Annotated in this window: 16 protein-coding genes and 3 pseudogenes; 8 read left to right on the forward strand and 11 right to left on the reverse strand. The window is 72.0% G+C overall.

Translation table 11 applies throughout. The features are described 5' to 3' along the window. Positions 1–5: 5 nt before the first annotated feature. Positions 6–464: a MarR family winged helix-turn-helix transcriptional regulator gene (locus ACZ7D7_RS17420; RefSeq protein ID WP_470825220.1), complete on the reverse strand. Its 459-nt coding sequence runs from the start codon at positions 462–464 to the stop codon at positions 6–8. Positions 465–565: 101 nt separating this feature from the next. Further along, positions 566–784, reverse strand: coding sequence for a hypothetical protein (locus ACZ7D7_RS17425; protein ID WP_470825221.1), 219 nt, complete (start codon positions 782–784; stop codon positions 566–568). 124 nt (positions 785–908) lie between these two features. Between ACZ7D7_RS17425 and ACZ7D7_RS17430 the strand changes: the two genes are divergently transcribed. Further along, positions 909–1,841, forward strand: a complete 933-nt coding sequence (locus ACZ7D7_RS17430; RefSeq protein WP_470825222.1) for a LysR family transcriptional regulator — start codon at positions 909–911, stop codon at positions 1,839–1,841. A 52-nt stretch (positions 1,842–1,893) separates the two neighbouring features. Here the strand turns inward: ACZ7D7_RS17430 and ACZ7D7_RS17435 are convergent, their stop codons facing one another. Continuing rightward, positions 1,894–2,457, reverse strand: coding sequence for an NAD(P)H-dependent oxidoreductase (locus ACZ7D7_RS17435; RefSeq protein ID WP_470825223.1), 564 nt, complete (start codon positions 2,455–2,457; stop codon positions 1,894–1,896). A gap of 178 nt (positions 2,458–2,635) precedes the next feature. On the opposite strand from ACZ7D7_RS17435, the gene ACZ7D7_RS17440 reads away from it, so the two are divergent. The 3 genes from ACZ7D7_RS17440 (at position 2,636) to ACZ7D7_RS17450 (ending at position 6,007) form a co-directional block, all read left to right on the forward strand. Further along, positions 2,636–3,337: a TetR/AcrR family transcriptional regulator gene (locus ACZ7D7_RS17440; RefSeq protein WP_470825224.1), complete on the forward strand. Its 702-nt coding sequence runs from the start codon at positions 2,636–2,638 to the stop codon at positions 3,335–3,337. A gap of 62 nt (positions 3,338–3,399) precedes the next feature. After that, positions 3,400–4,437 (forward strand): LacI family DNA-binding transcriptional regulator, encoded by a 1,038-nt coding sequence (locus ACZ7D7_RS17445; RefSeq protein ID WP_470825225.1) that lies wholly within the window; start codon positions 3,400–3,402, stop codon positions 4,435–4,437. Between the two features lie 136 nt (positions 4,438–4,573). After that, the gene (locus tag ACZ7D7_RS17450; RefSeq protein WP_470825226.1) at positions 4,574–6,007 is read left to right on the forward strand and encodes a benzaldehyde dehydrogenase; all 1,434 of its coding nucleotides are present in this window, start codon (positions 4,574–4,576) and stop codon (positions 6,005–6,007) included. Positions 6,008–6,062: 55 nt separating this feature from the next. On the opposite strand, the gene trxA is transcribed toward ACZ7D7_RS17450, so the two are convergent. Continuing rightward, positions 6,063–6,467 (reverse strand): thioredoxin, encoded by a 405-nt coding sequence (trxA, locus tag ACZ7D7_RS17455; protein ID WP_470825228.1) that lies wholly within the window; start codon positions 6,465–6,467, stop codon positions 6,063–6,065. A 166-nt stretch (positions 6,468–6,633) separates the two neighbouring features. Between trxA and ACZ7D7_RS17460 the strand changes: the two genes are divergently transcribed. Beyond that, the gene (locus tag ACZ7D7_RS17460) at positions 6,634–8,067 is read left to right on the forward strand and encodes a dihydrolipoyl dehydrogenase family protein (protein ID WP_470825229.1); all 1,434 of its coding nucleotides are present in this window, start codon (positions 6,634–6,636) and stop codon (positions 8,065–8,067) included. 46 nt (positions 8,068–8,113) lie between these two features. Here ACZ7D7_RS17460 and ACZ7D7_RS17465 read toward each other — a convergent pair whose 3' ends face one another. Both ACZ7D7_RS17465 and ACZ7D7_RS17470 read right to left on the reverse strand, forming a co-directional pair. After that, the gene (locus tag ACZ7D7_RS17465) at positions 8,114–8,764 is read right to left on the reverse strand and encodes a peptide deformylase (protein ID WP_470825230.1); all 651 of its coding nucleotides are present in this window, start codon (positions 8,762–8,764) and stop codon (positions 8,114–8,116) included. Between the two features lie 32 nt (positions 8,765–8,796). Beyond that, complete coding sequence (locus ACZ7D7_RS17470) at positions 8,797–9,144, reverse strand: tetratricopeptide repeat protein (protein ID WP_470825231.1); 348 nt, start codon at positions 9,142–9,144, stop codon at positions 8,797–8,799. A 186-nt stretch (positions 9,145–9,330) separates the two neighbouring features. Between ACZ7D7_RS17470 and ACZ7D7_RS17475 the strand changes: the two genes are divergently transcribed. Then, complete coding sequence (locus ACZ7D7_RS17475) at positions 9,331–10,296, forward strand: pirin family protein (RefSeq protein WP_470825232.1); 966 nt, start codon at positions 9,331–9,333, stop codon at positions 10,294–10,296. Positions 10,297–10,962: 666 nt separating this feature from the next. Here ACZ7D7_RS17475 and ACZ7D7_RS17480 read toward each other — a convergent pair. From ACZ7D7_RS17480 to ACZ7D7_RS17500, 5 genes and pseudogenes are all read right to left on the reverse strand, one after another. Further along, the gene (locus ACZ7D7_RS17480) at positions 10,963–11,991 is read right to left on the reverse strand and encodes an alcohol dehydrogenase catalytic domain-containing protein (protein WP_470825357.1); all 1,029 of its coding nucleotides are present in this window, start codon (positions 11,989–11,991) and stop codon (positions 10,963–10,965) included. 341 nt (positions 11,992–12,332) lie between these two features. Beyond that, positions 12,333–12,937, reverse strand: a pseudogene (locus tag ACZ7D7_RS17485) (P-loop nucleotide/nucleoside kinase family protein); the annotation flags it as partial. Between the two features lie 82 nt (positions 12,938–13,019). Beyond that, positions 13,020–13,889 (reverse strand): universal stress protein, encoded by an 870-nt coding sequence (locus ACZ7D7_RS17490; protein WP_470825234.1) that lies wholly within the window; start codon positions 13,887–13,889, stop codon positions 13,020–13,022. 314 nt (positions 13,890–14,203) lie between these two features. Further along, a pseudogene (locus tag ACZ7D7_RS17495) lies at positions 14,204–14,458 on the reverse strand (CBS domain-containing protein); the annotation flags it as partial. 36 nt (positions 14,459–14,494) lie between these two features. Next, positions 14,495–14,862 (reverse strand): annotated as a pseudogene (locus tag ACZ7D7_RS17500) (Crp/Fnr family transcriptional regulator). Positions 14,863–15,182: 320 nt separating this feature from the next. Here ACZ7D7_RS17500 and ACZ7D7_RS17505 point away from each other — a divergent pair. Beyond that, a complete protein-coding gene (locus ACZ7D7_RS17505) occupies positions 15,183–16,058 on the forward strand; it encodes a universal stress protein (protein ID WP_470825236.1) in 876 nt (291 codons plus the stop codon). Between the two features lie 58 nt (positions 16,059–16,116). After that, a complete protein-coding gene (locus ACZ7D7_RS17510; RefSeq protein ID WP_470825237.1) occupies positions 16,117–18,513 on the forward strand; it encodes a glycoside hydrolase family 65 protein in 2,397 nt (798 codons plus the stop codon). The last annotated feature ends 85 nt before the right edge of the window (positions 18,514–18,598 follow it).

Raw genomic sequence — 18,598 nt, forward strand, 5'->3', positions numbered from 1 at the left:
GGCGGTCAGGCGGGGGCGTGCAGCGCCTCGACGGCGCGTACGAGCGGGGCGAGTTCGGGGTCGGCGGCGGCCTTGTCGAGGGCTTCGCGCAGGGCGGCCTCGTTCGTGGGCCGGGCCTCGCCGAGCAGCTTCAGGCCCGCCTCGGTGACGTTGGTGTAGATGCCGCGCCGGTCGGTCGGGCACAGGTACCGCTCCAGCAGCCCGCGGTCCTCGAGCCGGGTCACCAGCCGGGTGGTGGCGCTCTGGCTGAGCACCACCGCGTCGGCGACCTGCTTCATCTGGAGGTGCCCGCCGTCGCCCTCGTGCTGCCGGCTGAGGACGTCGAGCAGCGAGTACTCGCGCACGCTCAGGTCGTGCCGGGACTGCAGGGCGCGCTCGATGTGCGCCTCGATCCTGCCGTGCAGCAGGGAGAGGGCGCACCAGCCCTGCGCGAGGGCGGTGAGCGCCGGATCCGTCGCCGTCATGGTCCCTGTTCCTCCGTCCGAACCGGTCCGAACCGGCCGGTCTCCAGGGTATGGCATCGCCGAAAATACCCGCGCCCGCCCGGCACCCGCGTGAGCGGTCGTCAGCCCCACGCCGCGCTCGACTCGGTCACCGGGGGCCGGCTGCGCGAGACGACCCGGGTGCCGCACGTGTCGACCACGCGCATCTGGAGCGATCCGCAGCCGCAACGCGTCCACACCGTGCTCCCTGCCCCGGTGGTGTGGCAGGACACCACCTGGAAGGGCTCGGCGCCGTCCGGCCAGCCGCAGTGCGGGCAGAGGGGGCCGGTCGTGCTGGTCATGGCGACTCCTTCGTGTGGGACGACGTGTTGGCTGTTCCGCCCGTCGCGACACACCAAGCGTGCGGTACACGCTCCGTACACGTCCAGGTTGACTTTGTGGACGTCACCGTGAAGCGTGGACTTCATGATTGACCTGCGCCGGCTGCACGTCCTCAGGGCGGTCGCCCACTACGGAACGGTCACCGCCGCCGCCCGCGCCCTGCACTTCACCCCGTCCGCCGCGTCCCAGCAGATCCGCCAACTGGCCCGGGACCTGGGCGTCGACCTGCTCGAACCGCAGGGCCGCGGCGTCCGCCTCACCCCGGCCGCCGAGAGCCTGCTGGCCCACGCGGACGCGATCCAGGCGCGCTGGGAACAGGCCGAGCTCGACCTGCGCGCGGACGACGGGGAGCCCGCGGGCCTGCTGCGCGTCACGGGCTTCCCGGTCGCCGTCTCGGTCCTGCTCGCCCCCATGGCCGTACGCCTGGGGGAGCGGCATCCCCGCCTGTCCGTGCACATCACGGAGGCCGGTGTCCCGGAGTGCTTCGACCTGCTCTTCGAGGGCGAGACCGACCTGGCCGTCGTCGAGGCGACCCCGCGCAACCCGCCGCTCGGCGACACGCGATTCGACCAACAGCCTCTGCTGGACGACCCGTTCGACCTGGTGGTACCCGAGAACCACCCGCTCGCCGGCCACGCCCGGATCGACCTCTCCGAGGCGGCCCGCGAGCCCTGGATCGCCCCGGTTCCGGACAGTCCCTGCCGCCCGCACGTCATGTCGGCGTGCGGCGCCGCCGGCTTCACGCCCGACGTGGTCCACCACGTCCTCGACTGGAACGTCACCGCCCACCTGGTGGCCCACGGCCTGGGCGTCGCCCTGATTCCCCGCCTGGCCCAGCTCACGCCCCACCTGCCGATCACCCGGGTCCGCTGCACGGGCAACCCGCACCGCAAACTCCTGACCTGCACGCGGGGCGGCGTCCGCACCCGCCCGGCGGTCCAGGCGGCCCTCGGGGGACTGCGCGACCTGGCGACGGAGGCGGTGGCCTGGGCGCACCCCGCGCCGCAGTCGCCGTAGGGCAGGTGGGGGGCGCACTCCGTACTCCCGCGCCCCGCGCGACCGACGTGCGTCAGGCCGCGGCGGCCTCCGACACCAGCCCCTGCACCCGGGTCACGACCTCGGTCAGCTGCGCGGCGACCTCCGCGTCGTCGGCGGGGTGCGTCTCGGCGAACCGCGTCACGGACCCGGGGATCGCCAGCTTGACGTCCTCCAGCACCTTGCCGCCGGCCACGCCCAGCGACTTCCGCGTCTCGTCCTGCGCCCACACACCGCCGTACTGACCGAACGCGGTGCCGACCACGGCGACCGGCTTGCCGCTGAGCGCCCCGGCACCGTACGGCCGCGACAGCCAGTCGATGGCGTTCTTCAGTACGGCCGGGATCGTGCCGTTGTACTCCGGCGTGAACAGCAGCAGCGCGTCGGCGGACCCGGCGGCCTCGCGCAGCTTCAGCGCGGCGGCCGGGGCAGAGCCCTCGACGTCGATGTCCTCGTTGTAGAACGGAATGTCCGCCAGGCCCTCGAAGAGGTCCACCTCGGCACCCTCGGGGGCGAGCTTGACGGCCGCCTCGGCGAGCTGGCGGTTGTGCGAACCGGCGCGCAGGCTGCCGACGAGCGCGAGAATGCGAACTGACATGGGAACTCCCTGAGGCTGAGAAAACCGTCGTGACGAACGACTGGAAAAGACCTGCACGGGCGGCGGGGACCAACGCCCCGAAACACCGCCGCAATAATCCGGACCGAGGTCCGCTTCCGTTGTAGCACCCTAAACGGACCGGGGTCCAGTTTTCTTCCCGATGCTTTACCCTGGCTTCATGGCCGCCGCCCCGCTCTCGTTCCCGCAGCCCGAGGAGCCGTGTCTGCGCGCCGACGCCGCCCGCAACCGGGCCCGGCTGCTGGAGGCGGCCGAGCGCCTGGTGGCCGAGCACGGCGCGAACTGCCTCACGATGGAGGGCGTGGCAGCGGCGGCCTCGGTCGGCAAGGGCACGGTCTTCCGCCGCTTCGGCGACCGCACCGGCCTGCTCATGGCCCTGCTGGACCACTCGGAGAAGAAGTTCCAGGCCGCGCTGCTCAGCGGCCCTCCGCCCCTCGGCCCGGGCGCGCCCGCCGTCGAGCGCCTGCGCGCCTTCGGCCGCGCCCTGCTGCGCCGCACGGTCGACGAACTGGACCTGCAACTCGCCGCCGAACCGACTCCGGACCGCAGGTACACCGCGGCCCCCCGCCGCTTCCTGCGCGGCCACGTCGCCCTGCTGCTGCGCGAGGCGGTCCCGGACGGCGACGCCGAACTGCTCGCGCACACGCTCATGAGCGCGGTGGACCCGGCACTGGTCCACCACCTCACCGAGCAGTGCGGCATGCCGCTGGAGAGGCTGGAGGCGGCGTGGCTCGACCTGGTGGCGCGGGTGACGCGAACCGGCCCCACGGCGAGCACGGCCGGACATCCCGGGGGGACCACGGCGAAGCACTCCGAAGAGCACACGGCCAAGCACCCCGAAGAGAGCACGCCCGAGCGCTGAGGCGGCCCGCGCCGCACCCGCCCGCACCTCCCGCCCCCGCTTCTGCCAAGATGCGGTACGTCATGGTGCAGATACCGAACTCGCCCGCCCCCGCGTCGCCCGCACCGCCGCGCTCCGTGCCCACGAGCGCCGATGTCGCCCGGCTGGCCGGCGTGTCCCGCGCGACCGTCTCCTACGTCCTCAACAACACCAGCGCCGTACGCATCAGCGAACCCACCCGCCGCCGCGTCCACGCCGCCGCGCGGGAACTCGGCTACGTCCCGCACGCCGCCGCCCGCAGCCTGCGCGCCGGCCACAGCCGCATGGTCCTGATGCCCGCCCCGGACTTCCCCGTCGGGCCGCTCTACACCCGGTTCATCGCCGAACTCCAGTCGGCGCTCAGCCGTCTCGACTACACCGTCGTCCAGTACGGCACGGCCGGACCCCACGACGACGAGGCCGCCCGCGCCTGGGCGGAACTCAGGCCGGTCGCCGTCCTCGTGCCCGGCTCCGGACTCGGCGCGCGGGGCGTCGCCGTCCTCAAGCGCTCCGGCGCCCGTGCCGTCGTCACCCTCGGCCCCGAGCCCGTCGAGGGCGCGCACGCGCTGCTGATGGACCACGAGGCCGTCGGCGAGTGCGCCGCCCGCCACCTGTACGAGCGCGGCAGGCGCCGCGTAGGCGTCGTCGTGCCCGGCGAACCCGGCCTGGAGCTGTTCTCCGCGCCGCGCCTCGCCGGTGTGCGCAACGCCCTGCGCGGCACCGACGCCACGGTCACCGAACTGCCCCTCGACCACGACGAGGAATCCGCGGCCCGCCTCGCCGCCCACTGGCGCGACCTGGGCCTCGACGCGGTGTTCGCGTACAACGACGAGTACGCGATGCTGCTGATGCGCGCCCTCCAGGACGAGGGCGTCGCCGTCCCCGACGAGACGGCCGTGATCGGCGCCGACGACCTGATGCTGGGCAGGCTGCTGCGGCCGCGGCTGAGCACCGTCCACATCGAGCTGCCGTCCGGCCGCGACCTCGCCGAACTGGTCGACCGCGCCGTCCGCGACCCGTCGACGGCCCCCGAGCGGCACAAGGTCCTCGGCGCGTCGGTGGTCCACCGCGACTCCACCTGAGACGCCCCGCGCTCCCGTCGGTGTCTGGAACGCGCGCAACGGGCCACTCGTACTCCCACGAGACGCACGGAAACAGGAGAGACCCGGACGCGCGAGACGCACGAGACCGACCAAGACGGTGGATCGGAGCGCCCCCATGCCGCTGCTCGACCCGAACACCTGGCGGTCCCCCTTCGCGGGAGACGACTACGCGGTCACCGAGCCCGCCACCGGCGACACGCTCGCCACCGTCACGCTCGCCACCTCCGCCGACGTCGGCACGGCCACCGGGGCCGCCGCCGAAGCGCAGCGCGCGTGGGCGCGCGCCCCGCACTTCGTCCGCGCCGGGGTGCTGCGCCGCGCCGGTGACCTGGTCGCCGAGCACGCCGACGAACTGCGCGAGTGGCTGGTCCGCGAGTCCGGCTCGGTCCCCGGCAAGGCCGGCTTCGAACTGCACGCGGCCGCCCAGGAGTGCTACGAGGCCGCCGCGCTCGTCTCCCGCCCCACCGGCCAGACGCTGCCCAGCGAGGCGCCCCGGCTGTCGTACACCCGGCGGGTCCCGGTCGGCGTCGCCGGAGTGATCGCCCCGTTCAACGCGCCGCTGATCCTGTCCATCCGCTCCGTCGCCCCGGCCCTCGCCCTGGGCAACGCGGTCGTCCTCAAGCCCGACCCGCGCACGGCGGTCTGCGGAGGCCTGTCACTGGCCGCGGTGTTCGAGGCGGCCGGCCTGCCCGAAGGGCTGCTGCACGTCCTGCCGGGCGGCCCCGACGTGGGCCAGGCCCTGGTCGCCGACCCGCGCGTACGCGTCGTCTCCTTCACCGGGTCCACCGCGGCGGGCCGCGCGATCGGCGAGGCCGCCGGACGCCACCTCAAGCGCGCCCACCTGGAACTGGGCGGCAACTCCGCCCTGGTCGTCCTGGAGGACGCCGACCTCGACGCGGTGATCTCCACGGCCGCCTGGGGCTCGTTCTTCCACCAGGGACAGATCTGCATGACGACCGGGCGGCACCTCGTCCACCGCTCCCTGTACGAGGAGTACGTCGAGCGGCTCGCCGCCAAGGCCGACGCGATGGCCGTCGGCGACCCGCACCGCGAGCAGGTCCACCTCGGCCCGCTCATCGACGACAAGCAGCTCGGCAAGGTGCACGGCCTGGTCGAGTCCAGCACCGCGGCGGGCGTGAAACTGGCCGCCGGAGGCAGGCACGACCGGCTGTTCTACCGGCCCACGGTCCTCGCGGGCGTCGACGACGACACCCCCGCCTACGCGGAGGAGGTGTTCGGGCCCGTCGCACCCGTACGGCCCTTCGACAGCGCCGACGAGGCCGCCGCGCTCGCCGCGCGCAGCCCCTACGGGCTCTCCCTCGGCATCGTCACCCGCGACCCCGCCCGCGGACTCGACCTGGCGGACCGCATCCCGACCGGGATCGTCCACATCAACGACCAGACCGTCAACGACGAGGCCGTGGCCCCGTTCGGCGGGGTCGCCGCCTCCGGCACCGGAGCCCGCCTCGGCGGCGACGCCAACCTGGAGGCGTTCACCGAACTGCGCTGGACCACGGTGCGCGGCGACGTGGCGACGTACCCGTTCTAGACCCCGGATCCCCCTGGGGGACCCCGCAAAGAGAAGGGTGCCTGCCTCCCGGCCCCTACTGGCCGTTCTGCTCGGCCTGGCCCTGCTGCGCCGCCTGGGCCTGCTGCTCGGCGACCGCCTTGCGGACCTCGTCCATGTCGAGCTTGCGGGCCTGCCCGATGACGTCCGTCAGCGCGGCCTCGGGCAGCGCGCCGGGCTGCGCGAACACGGCCACCTGCTCACGGACGATCATCAGCGTCGGAATCGACTGGATGCCGAAGGCCGCCGCCAGCTCCGGCTGCGCCTCGGTGTCCACCTTGCCGAAGACCAGGTCGGGGTTCTCCTCCGCAGCCTTGTCGTAGACCGGCGCGAACTGCTTGCAGGGTCCGCACCAGTCCGCCCAGAAGTCGATCAGGACGAACTCGTTGTCCGTGACCATCTGGTCGAAGTTCTCCTTGGTGAGCTCCACGGTGCTGCTCATGGCGTGATCCCTCTTCCTGGTATCCGGGGTTGGCCGTCCGGACAACACGGCCGGACGAACGGGTATTCCACGCGCCGGCGCCGGCGCGTCTCCACGCGCCGACACCCACGCTTCGGCGCTCGTACCCGTGTGGCCACGCCGCACACCACCCACCAGACTGGGCCCCATGACGGAAACGGAACCCATCGCGTACGACGTCGTTGTGCTCGGAGCCGGACCCGTGGGGGAGAACGTCGCCGACCGCACCCGCGCGGCCGGCCTGTCCACCGCGGTCGTCGAGAGCGAACTGGTCGGCGGCGAGTGCTCCTACTGGGCCTGCATGCCGAGCAAGGCCCTGCTGCGCCCGGTCATCGCCCGCGCCGACGCCAGCCGCGTGCCCGGGCTGCGCCAGGCGGTCCAGGGCCCCCTCGACACGGCGGCGGTGCTCGCCCACCGCGACGACTACACCTCCCACTGGCGTGACGACGGCCAGGTCCAGTGGATCGACGGCATCGGCGCCGACCTGTACCGCGGACACGGCCGGCTCACCGGCCCCCGCACCGTCACCGTGACCGGCCCGGACGGCACCGAGCGCGTCCTGACCGCCCGGCACGCGGTCGCCGTCTGCACCGGAAGCCGCGCCGCCCTGCCCGGCCTGCCGGGCCTGGACGCCGTACGGCCGTGGACCAGCCGCGAGGCCACCAGCGCCGAGAGCGCCCCCGGCCGGCTCGTGGTGGTCGGCGGCGGTGTCGTCGCCACCGAGATGGCCACGGCCTGGCAGGCCCTCGGCTCCCGCGTCACGCTCCTGGTGCGCGGCAAGGGCCTGCTGCCCCGCATGGAGCCCTTCGCCGGCGAACTGGTCGCCGAGGCGCTCACGGAAGCCGGCGCCGACATCCGCACCGGGACGTCCGTGGAGTCCGTGACCCGCGAGAACGGCACGGTCGTGGTCGTCACCGACGGCGGCGACCGCATCGAGGCCGACGAGATCCTCTTCGCGACGGGCCGCGCCCCGCGCACCGACGACATCGGCCTGGAGACGGTCGGCCTGGCCCCCGGCTCCTGGCTGGAGGTCGACGACAGCCTCCGGGTGACCGGGCACGACTGGCTGTACGCGGTCGGCGACGTCAACCACCGCGCCCTGCTCACCCACCAGGGCAAGTACCAGGCGCGCATCGCGGGCGCCGCCATCGCCGCGCGCGCCTCCGGCGTGCCCGTCCCGGAGTCCGAGCCGTGGGGCGCGCACGCCGCCACCGCCGACCACGCGGCCGTACCGCAGGTGGTCTTCACCGACCCGGAGGCCGCGGCCGTCGGCCTGTCCCTGGCCGAGGCGGAACAGGCGGGCCACCGGGTACGCGCCGTCGACGTCGACCTCTCCTCCGTCGCCGGCGCCGGCCTCTACGCCGACGGCTACCGGGGCCGCGCCCGCATGGTCGTCGACCTGGAGGACGAGATCGTGCGCGGCGTGACGTTCGTCGGCCCCGGCGTCGGCGAACTCATCCACTCGGCGACGATCGCGGTCGCCGGCGAGGTCCCCCTGAGCCGCCTGTGGCACGCCGTCCCGCCGTACCCGACGATCAGCGAGGTGTGGCTGCGGCTGCTGGAGGCGTACCGGGACCAGTGACGGGTCGCGTCAGCCGGTGCGGTCCGCCGGTCCGCCGGTGAATCGGTCAGCCGGGGAGGTCGAAGCCCAGCTCCCGTGCCGCGTCCTCGGGGGTCGGTCGGTTCCAGCGCTCGGTCATGGCCGCGGCGGAGGAGAGCGAGCGCAGTTCTGCGCGGTCCAGGTACAGCACGCCGTCGAGGTGATCGGTCTCGTGCTGGACGATCCGCGCGGGCCAGCCCGTGACCACCTCGTCCAGCGGGCGGCCGTGCTCGTCCTGTCCGGTCAGCCGCACCGCGTCGTGCCGGGCCACGACGGCCTGCCAGCCCGGCACGCTCAGACATCCTTCGAAGAACGCCGCACGTGCGGTGCCGATGGGCTCGTACGAGGGATTGACCAGCACCCGGAACGGCTGCGGCACCCGCCCCCGGGCGACCCGGACCTCCTCCGGCACCGGGGCCGGATCCTCGACGACCGCGATCCGCAACGGCACGCCGACCTGCGGGGCCGCGAGACCCACGCCGGGCGCCGCGCGCATCGTCGCGCGAAGCGCCGCCACGAAGCGGGCGAGCAGCGCGGGACCGAGCTGACCGTCGAACGGCTCCGTGCCGCGCCGCAGCACCGGATCACCGGCCGCCACGATCGGCAACGGGCCGCCGCCGTCGAGGAGTTCCGCCACCTTCTCGGCCAGTGGCACAGCAGGCCCACGCGCAGATCCCATGCCGCTCAGCATCGCACCTTTCGGGAGAAGGCCTACAGCCGCTCGAAGTCACCGGCGAGCGCGGAGGCGATGCGCATGTGCGACTCGGCCTCCTCGTGCCGGCCCTGCCGCTGGAGGGTCCGCCCGAGCATCAGCCGGGCGTAGTGCTCCACCGGGTCGCGCTCCACGAGGACGCGCAACTCGGCCTCCGCGCGGCGCAGTTGGGCAGAGTGGTAGTAGGAGCGCGCCAGCAGCAGCCGCGGTCCGGTCTGCTCCGGCACCTCCTCGACCAGTCCGCCCAGGACGCGCGCCGCGGCGGCGTAGTCCTTGGCGTCGAAGAACATCAGCGCGCGCTCCCAGCGCTCCGCCGGCGTTCCGTGGTCGTAGTACGTCGTGTCCACTCGTGACCTCCTTCGCCGTACCGCAACCGACGGAGTTGGTTAAACATTCCACAACATGCTCCGCGGCTGCGGCACTGTGGTCCGCGGGCGCCGCACTGTGGCCCAGGGGCGCCGCGGCACGCCGGGGTGCCGCCGGCCGGGCGGCCAGGCCTGACGCGACGCCTCCGGCGGGCTAGGTTGGGCGGTATGAGCAATCTCGATCGGCAGCCGGCTCCGGCGGTGTGCGGTGGGCGCGGCTTCGTGGTGGCGGAGCCGGTACGTGAACTCCTGAGCCCGCGGCGAGTGAAACTCGGTGAGTCCACCGAGGTCCGACGGCTGCTGCCCAACCTGGGCCGGCGCATGGTCGGCGCCTGGTGCTTCGTCGACCACTACGGGCCCGACGACATCGCCGACGAGCCCGGCATGCAGGTGCCCCCGCACCCGCACATGGGCCTGCAGACGGTGAGCTGGCTGCACGAGGGCGAGGTCCTGCACCGCGACTCCACGGGCAGCCTCCAGACGATCCGCCCCCGCGAGCTGGGCCTGATGACGTCCGGCCGGGCGATCAGCCACTCCGAGGAGAGCCCCAGGTCGCACGCCCGCTTCCTGCACGGCGCACAGCTGTGGGTGGCGCTCCCGGACGGCCACCGCCACACCGACCCGCGCTTCGAGCACCACGCCGAGCTGCCCGTCGTCACGGCCCCGGGCCTGCGGGCCACGATGATCCTCGGCGAACTGGACGGCGCGGCGTCGCCCGGCACGACGTACACCCCGATCGTCGGCGCCGACCTGGCCCTGAGCCGCGGCGCGGACGTCCGCCTCCCGGTGGAGCCGGACTACGAGTACGCCGTGCTCTCCATGTCCGGCGAGGCCCACGTCGACGGGGTGCCGGTCCTGCCGGGCTCCATGCTCTACCTCGGCTGCGGCCGCACGGAACTGCCGCTGCGGGCGGAGTCGGACGCGGAAGTGATGCTCCTGGGCGGCGAGCCGTTCGAGGAGGAGCTCATCATGTTCTGGAACTGGATCGGACGGTCGCAGGAGGAGATCGTACAGGCTCGCCGGGACTGGATGGAAGGGTCGAGATTCGGGGAGGTGAAGGGGTACGACGGGGCTCCGCTGCCGGCCCCCGAGCTGCCGCCGACGCCTCTGAAGCCGCGAGGAAGAGCCCGTTGACCTGCGGAAACGACGGATTGTTCGGTGCCGGGCGGGTGACGTGCTGTCGGGTGCTGGCTCCCGCTCGGCGGCCGCTCGCGGGGGAGCGGATGGTGTGCCGCAGCGCTCTCCACCTCGAACGGGCCGATCAGATGCCCCGCCGACTTGATGACGTCATCGGCGCGCCCCACGAACCAGTACCAGCCGTCCGCGTCCCGCCGGACCAAGTCACCCGTCGGATACCAGCCGTCGGCGAACGCGGCGTCGTAGCGCTCCTTGTCGTGCAGATAGCCGCGGAACATCGACGGCCAGCCCGGCCGCAGCGCCAACTCGCCCTCGACTCCGGGGCGTTGAACCTTGGTGACCGACCGCCGATGATCTGCGCCCGGCCGTCTTCGCCCTGCTCCAGCACGGTCGCCTCGACGCCGGGCAGTTCCGCCGGACGCCCGCGGGCACGGGCGCCCGAGGGGGGGCCGGCGGTGGTCGCTGCCGGCGTTCATGGAGCCGAGGGCCGCCCGCTTCTTGCGGGCCCGAATTGCACGGTGCGCGGTATCGCTCCGCTTCGCCGTGTCTCCTGTGGCCCTCGGCTCATTTCCATAGCACTGCCGCTCGCCGGCGAGTTCCAGGGCCGGACGGCCCATGAAAAGGGACCGAACGGCCTTTCCGGACTCCTGTCGGCCGGGCCCTTCACTCACGGTGCAGTACGACCTTGAGCGCACCGGAAGTCGTGCCGTGGGAGAACACCTCGTAGGCGTCCTCCACCCGATCGAGGCCGAAGGTGTGGGTGACCAGCTGTGAGACGTGCAGGCGGCCGAACCTCACCAACTCCATCAGCCACGGTGTGGAGTAGGTGTCCACTTGGCCGGTGCTGATCGTCACGTTCTTGCGCCACAGGGATTCGAGATGCAAGGTCGCGGGCCTGCCGTGCGTGCTGATGTTGGCGATGTGCCCTCCCGCGCGGACGGCGCGGGTGCACAGGACGAAGCCTTCCGGTTCACCCGATGCCTCGATGACCAGGTCGGCACCCGGTCCCTCGGACAGCTCGGCGATCATCGTCCCGGGTAGTTCGGCGGCATCGGCCCCCACACGGGCGGCGGCTTCCAGCCGGGCGGAGGACACGTCCACCACGATGATCCGGCGGGGCGAGTAGAGCCGCGCGACGACGACGCAGGCGAGACCGACGGGACCCGCGCCCACCACGACGACGGTGTCTCCTGGGCCCACCTCTCCGTTCCGCACGCCGACCTCGTAGGCGGTGGGGAGGACTTCGGCGAGCAGGACCGCGTCATTGAGTGAGAGGGCGGAGGGCCGTCGGTGGGTGGAGTGGTCGGCGAAGGGGACCCGTACGAACTCCGCTTGGGTCCCGTTGATCAGATTCCCAAGGATCCATCCACCGCCCCCGCGGCATTGTCCGCGCAAGGTGTCACGGCAGGCCGGACAGCGGCCGCAGGCCGAGACGGACGACACGATCACCTGGTCTCCGGGGCGCAGGTCGTGGACGTCGCTGCCGGCCTCCATGACCTCGCCGACGGCCTCGTGACCGAGGATCGTCCCCGGCTTCACCTCGGGCAGGTCTCCGCGCAGGATGTGCAGATCGGTGCCGCAGATGGTCGTGGCCTCGACGCGCACGACGGCGTCGGCAGCGTCCTCGATCGCCGGATCGGGGACGCTGTCCCAGGAGATCTGTCCGGGGCCGTGGTAGACGAGGGCTCGCATGGTCATCCACTCCCTGGCCGACTCGGCCGCCTCTCTCCACCGTCGCTCTGGAAGGACGCCTGGGCAACCGGGACCATCAGCCCGCTGACTCCTGAGGTTCATCGGACTCTTGTAGCGGGGAGGTAGGTGGGGCTCCGTCGCCTGGTGTTCATGGCCGAACGGGTGAAGATGCCGCTGCGCCGATCAGGGAGAGCCAGCCGGTCAGCCCGGCGGGGTCGGCGGCCCCGCAGCGGAAGCTGACATGCCCGTCCGGGCGGACGGCCACCAGACCGCGACCGGGGCTGTTCACCAGTCGCAGCACGGCAACCGCGCTGTCCTCGTCATCGCGAGCAGCGATCAGATGAGGGCGCGGGAGCGCGCGTGCTCAGGCGGGCCGCTGACACGTCGCCCGGCACGTGGCAGTGCAGGGCCACCAGCTCGGCGCTGGTGCGTTCGGCCATGCGCAGAGCCGCTTCGCGCTGTGCCTCATCTGACCAGGTGGCATCCAGGACGACGAACTCGCCGGAGGACAGCAGGGCGGACGCACGGTCGAGCAGAGCGGCGCAGGTCCTGGCGGTCCACTCGGGCGTGTAAAGGCCCTCGCTGTAGCCGGCCCCCGCGGACTGCTCAGCCGGGATCCCCGCCAGCTCCTTGCGGAGACGGTCGCTGCTGAGCAGCGTGACCCCCAGCCGGTCGGCCAGCGCTCCGGAGAGGGTGGACTTCCCACTGCCGGGCAGCCCGCCGACGAGCGTCAGGCCGACGGCGGAGGTGCGCAGGTGGCGCAGCGCCGTCGCGAGGCGGCCTCCGCGCCTGGCGCGCCCTGGCGGGCCTGGATCAGGGAGACCTTGGCGCGGACGAACGCGCGGTAGGCGACGTAGTGGTGCCACAGGGACGGAGGTGCGGGATCGCCGGAGTACTCGCCGTACTGGGCGAGGAAGTACGCCGCGGCCTGCGGGGCGCCGAGCTCGCCGCCGTACCGGTCACTGGACCGGAGCACGGACGCGTCGGCCCGGGGCACCGATCCCACTGACCTCCCGCGGAGGCCGGGCTCAGTCATGAGGAACGACGGCGACGGGGCAGCGCCCGTGATGAATGGCCGCCTGCGCCACAGGACCCAGGTGGGGCGCCAGCCCCGGACGGTGTCCGCGTCGGCCGACGACGAGCAGCGCGCCGCCTTCGGCAGCCCGTACGACCGCCTTGGCAGGGCTTTCGAGACGGATGCCGTCGGCCACGTCCACCTGCGGGTACTTCTCGCGCCAGGGCCGGAGCGCCTTGCCCAGCTCCTTCAGCGCGTCCCGCGTGATCTCCTCGGTGACGTTGTGGTCCACGCCCCAGGGAACGCGTGCGTGGAGTGGCACGCTTCGGCCGTGGATGGCTTGGAGGGGAACGCCTCTGGCGGCAGCGGTGTGAAAGGCGAAGTCGAGCAGGTCGTCGGACGAACCGTGCAGTTTCAGGGCCACGACCACACGGCCTGCGGATGCCGAAGCTGCCCCTTCCCCGCCGCTCTGGGCACGGACCAGTACCACCGGCCGCTCTGCCCGTGCCACGACCGGCATGCTTACGTCGCCAAGGAAGTAACTCTCGACGGGCTCCAGCCCCCGCGAACCGAGCACGAGCATGTCGGACTCCGACGCCGCTTGGAGCAGGGCGTTCTGGGCATCGTCGGCGACCAGGTTCCCGACGATGGACAGGCCCGGGTGACGTGCCTGGAGTTCTGCCTGCGCGGTGTGGACGAGACGCTTCGCCCAGTAGTTCTGATCGACTTCGGAGGGGACGCGGGTCGGTTCCGGTGCCAGCAGTGGCCAGGCGTGCAGCAGGCGGAGGGTGAGCTTGCGCTTCTCGGCCTCGTCGGCGGCCCAGCGGGCAGCGGCAAGACTCTCCGGTGAGCCGTCCAGGCCCACGGTGACGACTTGTTGCATGGCGGCGTCCTCCGTCTCGTACGAAGCTGGAAATGACGGGTGGATGACGGTGAACGAGTCCGACGGTGTGGATGGTCCGGACGTCGTCGGCACGCCGGGCGCGGCGGGTTCTCTCATTCGAGGAGTACCGCAATCCCCTCCGCGGCGCATGCGGACCGGAGAAGGGGGCCGGAGGTGCGGGGTCCGGACGAGAAAAGACAGGGGCCGGTGACGATTCCCCTGGTGGTCGGCGTCGACGGGTTCGTGGCGAGCCTGGAGGCGGTTGACTGGGCCGCCGACGAAGCCGTTCGGCACGGTGTGCCGCTCCACCTCCTGCGGAGCATGCCGATGTCGTCGACCACGGGCAGCCGCTTGACGTGCCGAACGGCCATGATCCTGGCCGCCTGTGCCAGGGTGGCGTCGGGGTGGACCGTGATCGCGGGGGTGCTCATGAGCTCCTCCGCCGTCACCGCCCCGGCCTTGGCGACGTCGGACAGGCGCCGGCGTTGCTCGAAGAGGCTCGGGTCGCTGTCGCGGAACTCCTCCTTGGGCAGCAGGTCGGCCTCGGAGACGACACCGATGACACGCCCCGTCTCAGGCACCGCAATCCTCCTCGTCTGGCCTTGTCAGGGCACCTCGCCGGCGCCGTGGGGTGCGTACAGGTCGAGCAGCCGCACCCGGGAGGACCTGAGCCGACCCGCGATCACGCCGGCGACGTAGGTCAACAGCGCGTGATCCAGCCCTGGGTCGTTCCCGCACAGCTCACGTACCGCAGCCGCGTCGAACTCGTAGGCACGTAGCGGGGAGGGATCAGCCAGGACCAGCCCAGCAGCTCCCCGGCACCGAGGGTCTCGATGACCGCTGCGCGGCGGCCGGGCACATGTACGTCGAGGGCGACGGTCCCCGTGTGGATGATCCAGAAGCGGTCGGCTTTGCCGCCCTCGTTGAAGATGCGCTCGTCGGTCGCGAACGACACCTCGCGAGCGAGGGGCATGAGCTGTTCGTGATGTTCCTTGGTCAGGGCGCCGAAGACGCCGGTCCTGGCAACCACGATCGTCTTCCCTTCACCATGACCTCGAAGCGGAAACCCGCTCGTATCAGGCCGATGCGACGGCCGTGGCGGCGATGCGAGGAATGGAACCTCGTTCTTTATCCGACCGCATGACTCCACGATCGTCGCAAATCGCCGCAGTGCAACCTGGGCCGACGTCCCTTTTCGAGAGCGTCCATGTGTCGCGACGGAACCCATGCGGTGCGACGGTATTCACAAGGGCTTCTTCAAGGCAGTGGCCGGGCAGGAAGGTGGTAGTGACCATGGACCTCCCGCTGGTCGTGGGAGTCGACGGATCGGATTCCAGCCTGGACGCCGTCGACTGGGCGGTGGACGAGGCCGCGCGCCGCGGGCTGTCTCTGCGGCTCGTCTACGCCTCTTTGTGGGAGCGGTACGAGGGAGGCCGGCCGTCCTTCAGTACTGGCCGTCCAGCCGAAGAGGTCATGGCCCAGCACATCGCCGCGTCCTGCGCGGAACGAGCCCGGCTGCGCAACCCGGAGGTGAAGGTCTCGAGCGACGTACTGCCCGACGACGCCGTGTCCGCACTCCTGCACGCAGCTCATGAATCCTTCGCCCTGGTCACGGGCTCCCGCGGCCGCGGTGAAATCGCGGGGATGGTGCTGGGATCGGTCAGCCTGGCGGTGGCCGCCCGTGCCGTGTGTCCGGTGATCGTGGTCCGGGGCGGTGAGCCGAACCGGCAGGGCTCCTTCGGCCGGGTAGTTGTCGGCCTCGGCGACTCCACGGAGGGCTCGGCCGCCGTGCGGTTCGCCTTCCGCGAGGCCGAGACGCGCGGCTGCGCCCTGCACGCCGTACGGGCCTGGCGCCGCCCCGCCCATGAACACGTGAACCATCCCCTGATCGCCGACGATGCCGCCGGTGCCCACGAGGAGCGCGCCTCCGCCCTCCTCACCGACGCGCTGCGCGACGCCGTACGCAATCACCCGCAGGCAGAAGTGCATCGTCAGGCTGTCGAAGGCCCCGCCCACAAGGTCCTGCTGGACGCCTCCTCCGACGCCGACCTGGTGGTCGTGGGTGCGCGCAGGCGCCATGGCCATGTAGGTCTGCAGCTCGGCAGGGTCGCCCACGCCCTGCTGCATCACGCCGAGTGCCCGGTGGCCGTCGTCCCCCAACGGGCCTGACCCGACGCGCGTCTCACACTCCTGCACACCTCGTGCAGGGAGAAGGAGGGGGTGGCGGATGTCGGAGTGGACCTGGGAGGACGAGGGCTACGACCCGGCCGGCGAGCGGCTGCGTGAATCGCTGTGCACGCTCGGCAACGGCTACTTCGCCACCCGCGGCGCCGTACCCGAGAGCAGGGCGAGCCTGGTGCACTACCCGGCCACCTACGCGGCCGGGGTCTACAACCGCCTGGAGTCGACCGTGGCCGGGCGACGGGTGGTGAACGAGGACCTCGTAAATCTCCCCAACTGGCTGTTCCTGCGCTTCCGTCTCCGCCTTGCCGACGGATCGGCGGGCCCGTGGTTCTCTCCCGACACGCGTCCGGTGCTCGATTACCGGCACACCCTTGATCTGCGCCGTGGCACGCTGACGCGCATGTTCCGGTTTCGGGACGAGGCGGCAGGCACGCTGGGCGTGGAGCAAATTCGCTTGGTGCACATGGCGGATCCGCACCTGGCCGCACTGCGGACCGTTGTCACAGCCGAGGAATGGTCGGGAGAACTGGAGGTCGAAGCCGCCCTTGATGGCGACGTGATCAACAGCAACGTGCACCGTTACAGGTCCCTCAACCGTCACCACCTGGCCCGTGTACGGACCGGCGCGTCCGCGACCGACGTGACGTGGCTGAGCTGCCGCACCAGCACCTCCGACGTCGGCATCGGCATGGCGGCCCGTACGGTCGCCGCCGGGCCGCCCACGTCGTCGGAGTTTCGGCCGTCTCATCGCCGTGCCGTACACCGGCTGGTGATACCGGTCGCTCCTGACCGACCCGCCGTCGTGGACAAGACAGTGGCCCTGCACACCTCCCGTGATCCGGCGATCAGTGACCCGCTCGGTGCGGCGCTCGACCAGGTGGCCACGGCCGCGGGCTTCCCGGCGCTTGTGGACTCCCATGTCGCGGCCTGGGCGCGCTTGTGGCGGGGGGCGGACATCCAGGTACCGGGGGAGGCGGGCCGTGTCCTGCGCCTGCATCTGTTCCATGTGCTGCAAACACTGTCGCCGCACACCGCGGACCTGGACGTGGGCGTGCCGGCCCGTGGGCTGCACGGCGAGGCGTACCGGGGCCATGTCTTCTGGGACGAGCTGTTCGTACTGCCCTATCTGAACCTGCACTTCCCGGAGGTCTCGCGGGCCCTGCTCAACTACCGTCACCGACGCCTGCCCCAGGCATGCCGCGCTGCCCACGCGGCGGGCCGGGCCGGGGCGATGTACCCGTGGCAGTCCGGCAGCGACGGCCGCGAGGAGACCCAGCAGCTGCACCTCAACCCCCGATCCGGCCGGTGGCTGCCGGACCACTCCCCGCTCCAGCACCACGTCGGCTCGGCGATCGCCTACAACGTGTGGCAGTACTGCGAAGCGAGCGGCGACACCGAATACCTGCACACCAAGGGCGCGGAGATGCTGCTGCAGATCGCCCGCTTCTGGGCGGACAGCGCGCAGTTCGCCCCCGGCCTCGGTCGGTATCGCATCCTCGGCGTGGTCGGCCCCGACGAATACCACGACAGCTACCCCGACGCCGCCCGGCCGGGCCTGGACGACAACGCGTACACCAACGTCACCGCCGTCTGGGTCATCACTCGCGCCCTGGACCTGGTGCGGCTCCTCCCGGCATGGCGCCGACAGGAGCTGTTCGAACGTATCGAGCTGGACAGCGGCGAACTCCCGAAGTGGGAGGAGGTCTCCCGGCGGCTGCGAGTGCCGTTCCACCAGGGCGTCATCAGCCAGTTCGACGGCTACGGCGACCTCACCGAGCTGGACTGGTACGCCTACCGCACCCGCTACAACAGCATCCGGCGGCTGGACCGCATCCTCGAGGCCGAGGGCGACTCCGTGAACCGCTACCAAGCCTCCAAACAGGCCGACGTCCTGATGCTCGGCTACCTCTTCTCGCCCGCCGAACTGCGGGATCTGTTCCGCCGTCTCGGGTACGAAGTGGACGACGAGGTCTGGCGCAGGACCGTCGACTACTACCTGCAGCGCACCAGCCACGGCTCCACCCTCAGCGGACTCGTCCACGGGCTCGTCCTCGCCCGGGCCAGACGAGCCGAGGCGTGGAGTTACGTCCACGAGGCCCTGGAGGCGGACATCGCCGACATCCAGGGCGGCACGACCGGCGAAGGCATCCACCTCGGCGCCATGGCCGGGACTCTGGATCTGGTGCAACGCGGCCTGACGGGACTGGAGACGCGTGAGGACGCGCTCTGGCTGGATCCGGTACCCCTTCCTGCACTGTCGGAGTACGGGTTTTCCCTGCGCTACCGCGGGCACTGGGGTGTCGGCATACGGCGCCGGGGCGGGCAGCTGGAGATCCGGGTGCCCGACTCGGAGGAGTCACCGATCCGCGTGGTGCTGGCCGACCGGGCTGTGACCGTCGCGCCCGGAGAGGCCTGCACGCTCGTGCTGCCGGAGAGCTGATCCGCGCAGACGGGCGTGCCGACCACGGCGTCTGCGGCAGGATCCGCCGGACAGGTCATAGGCTTCGAAAAGCGGGGTTCGGCTT

Source organism: Streptomyces sp. NPDC037054, from assembly GCF_055606745.1.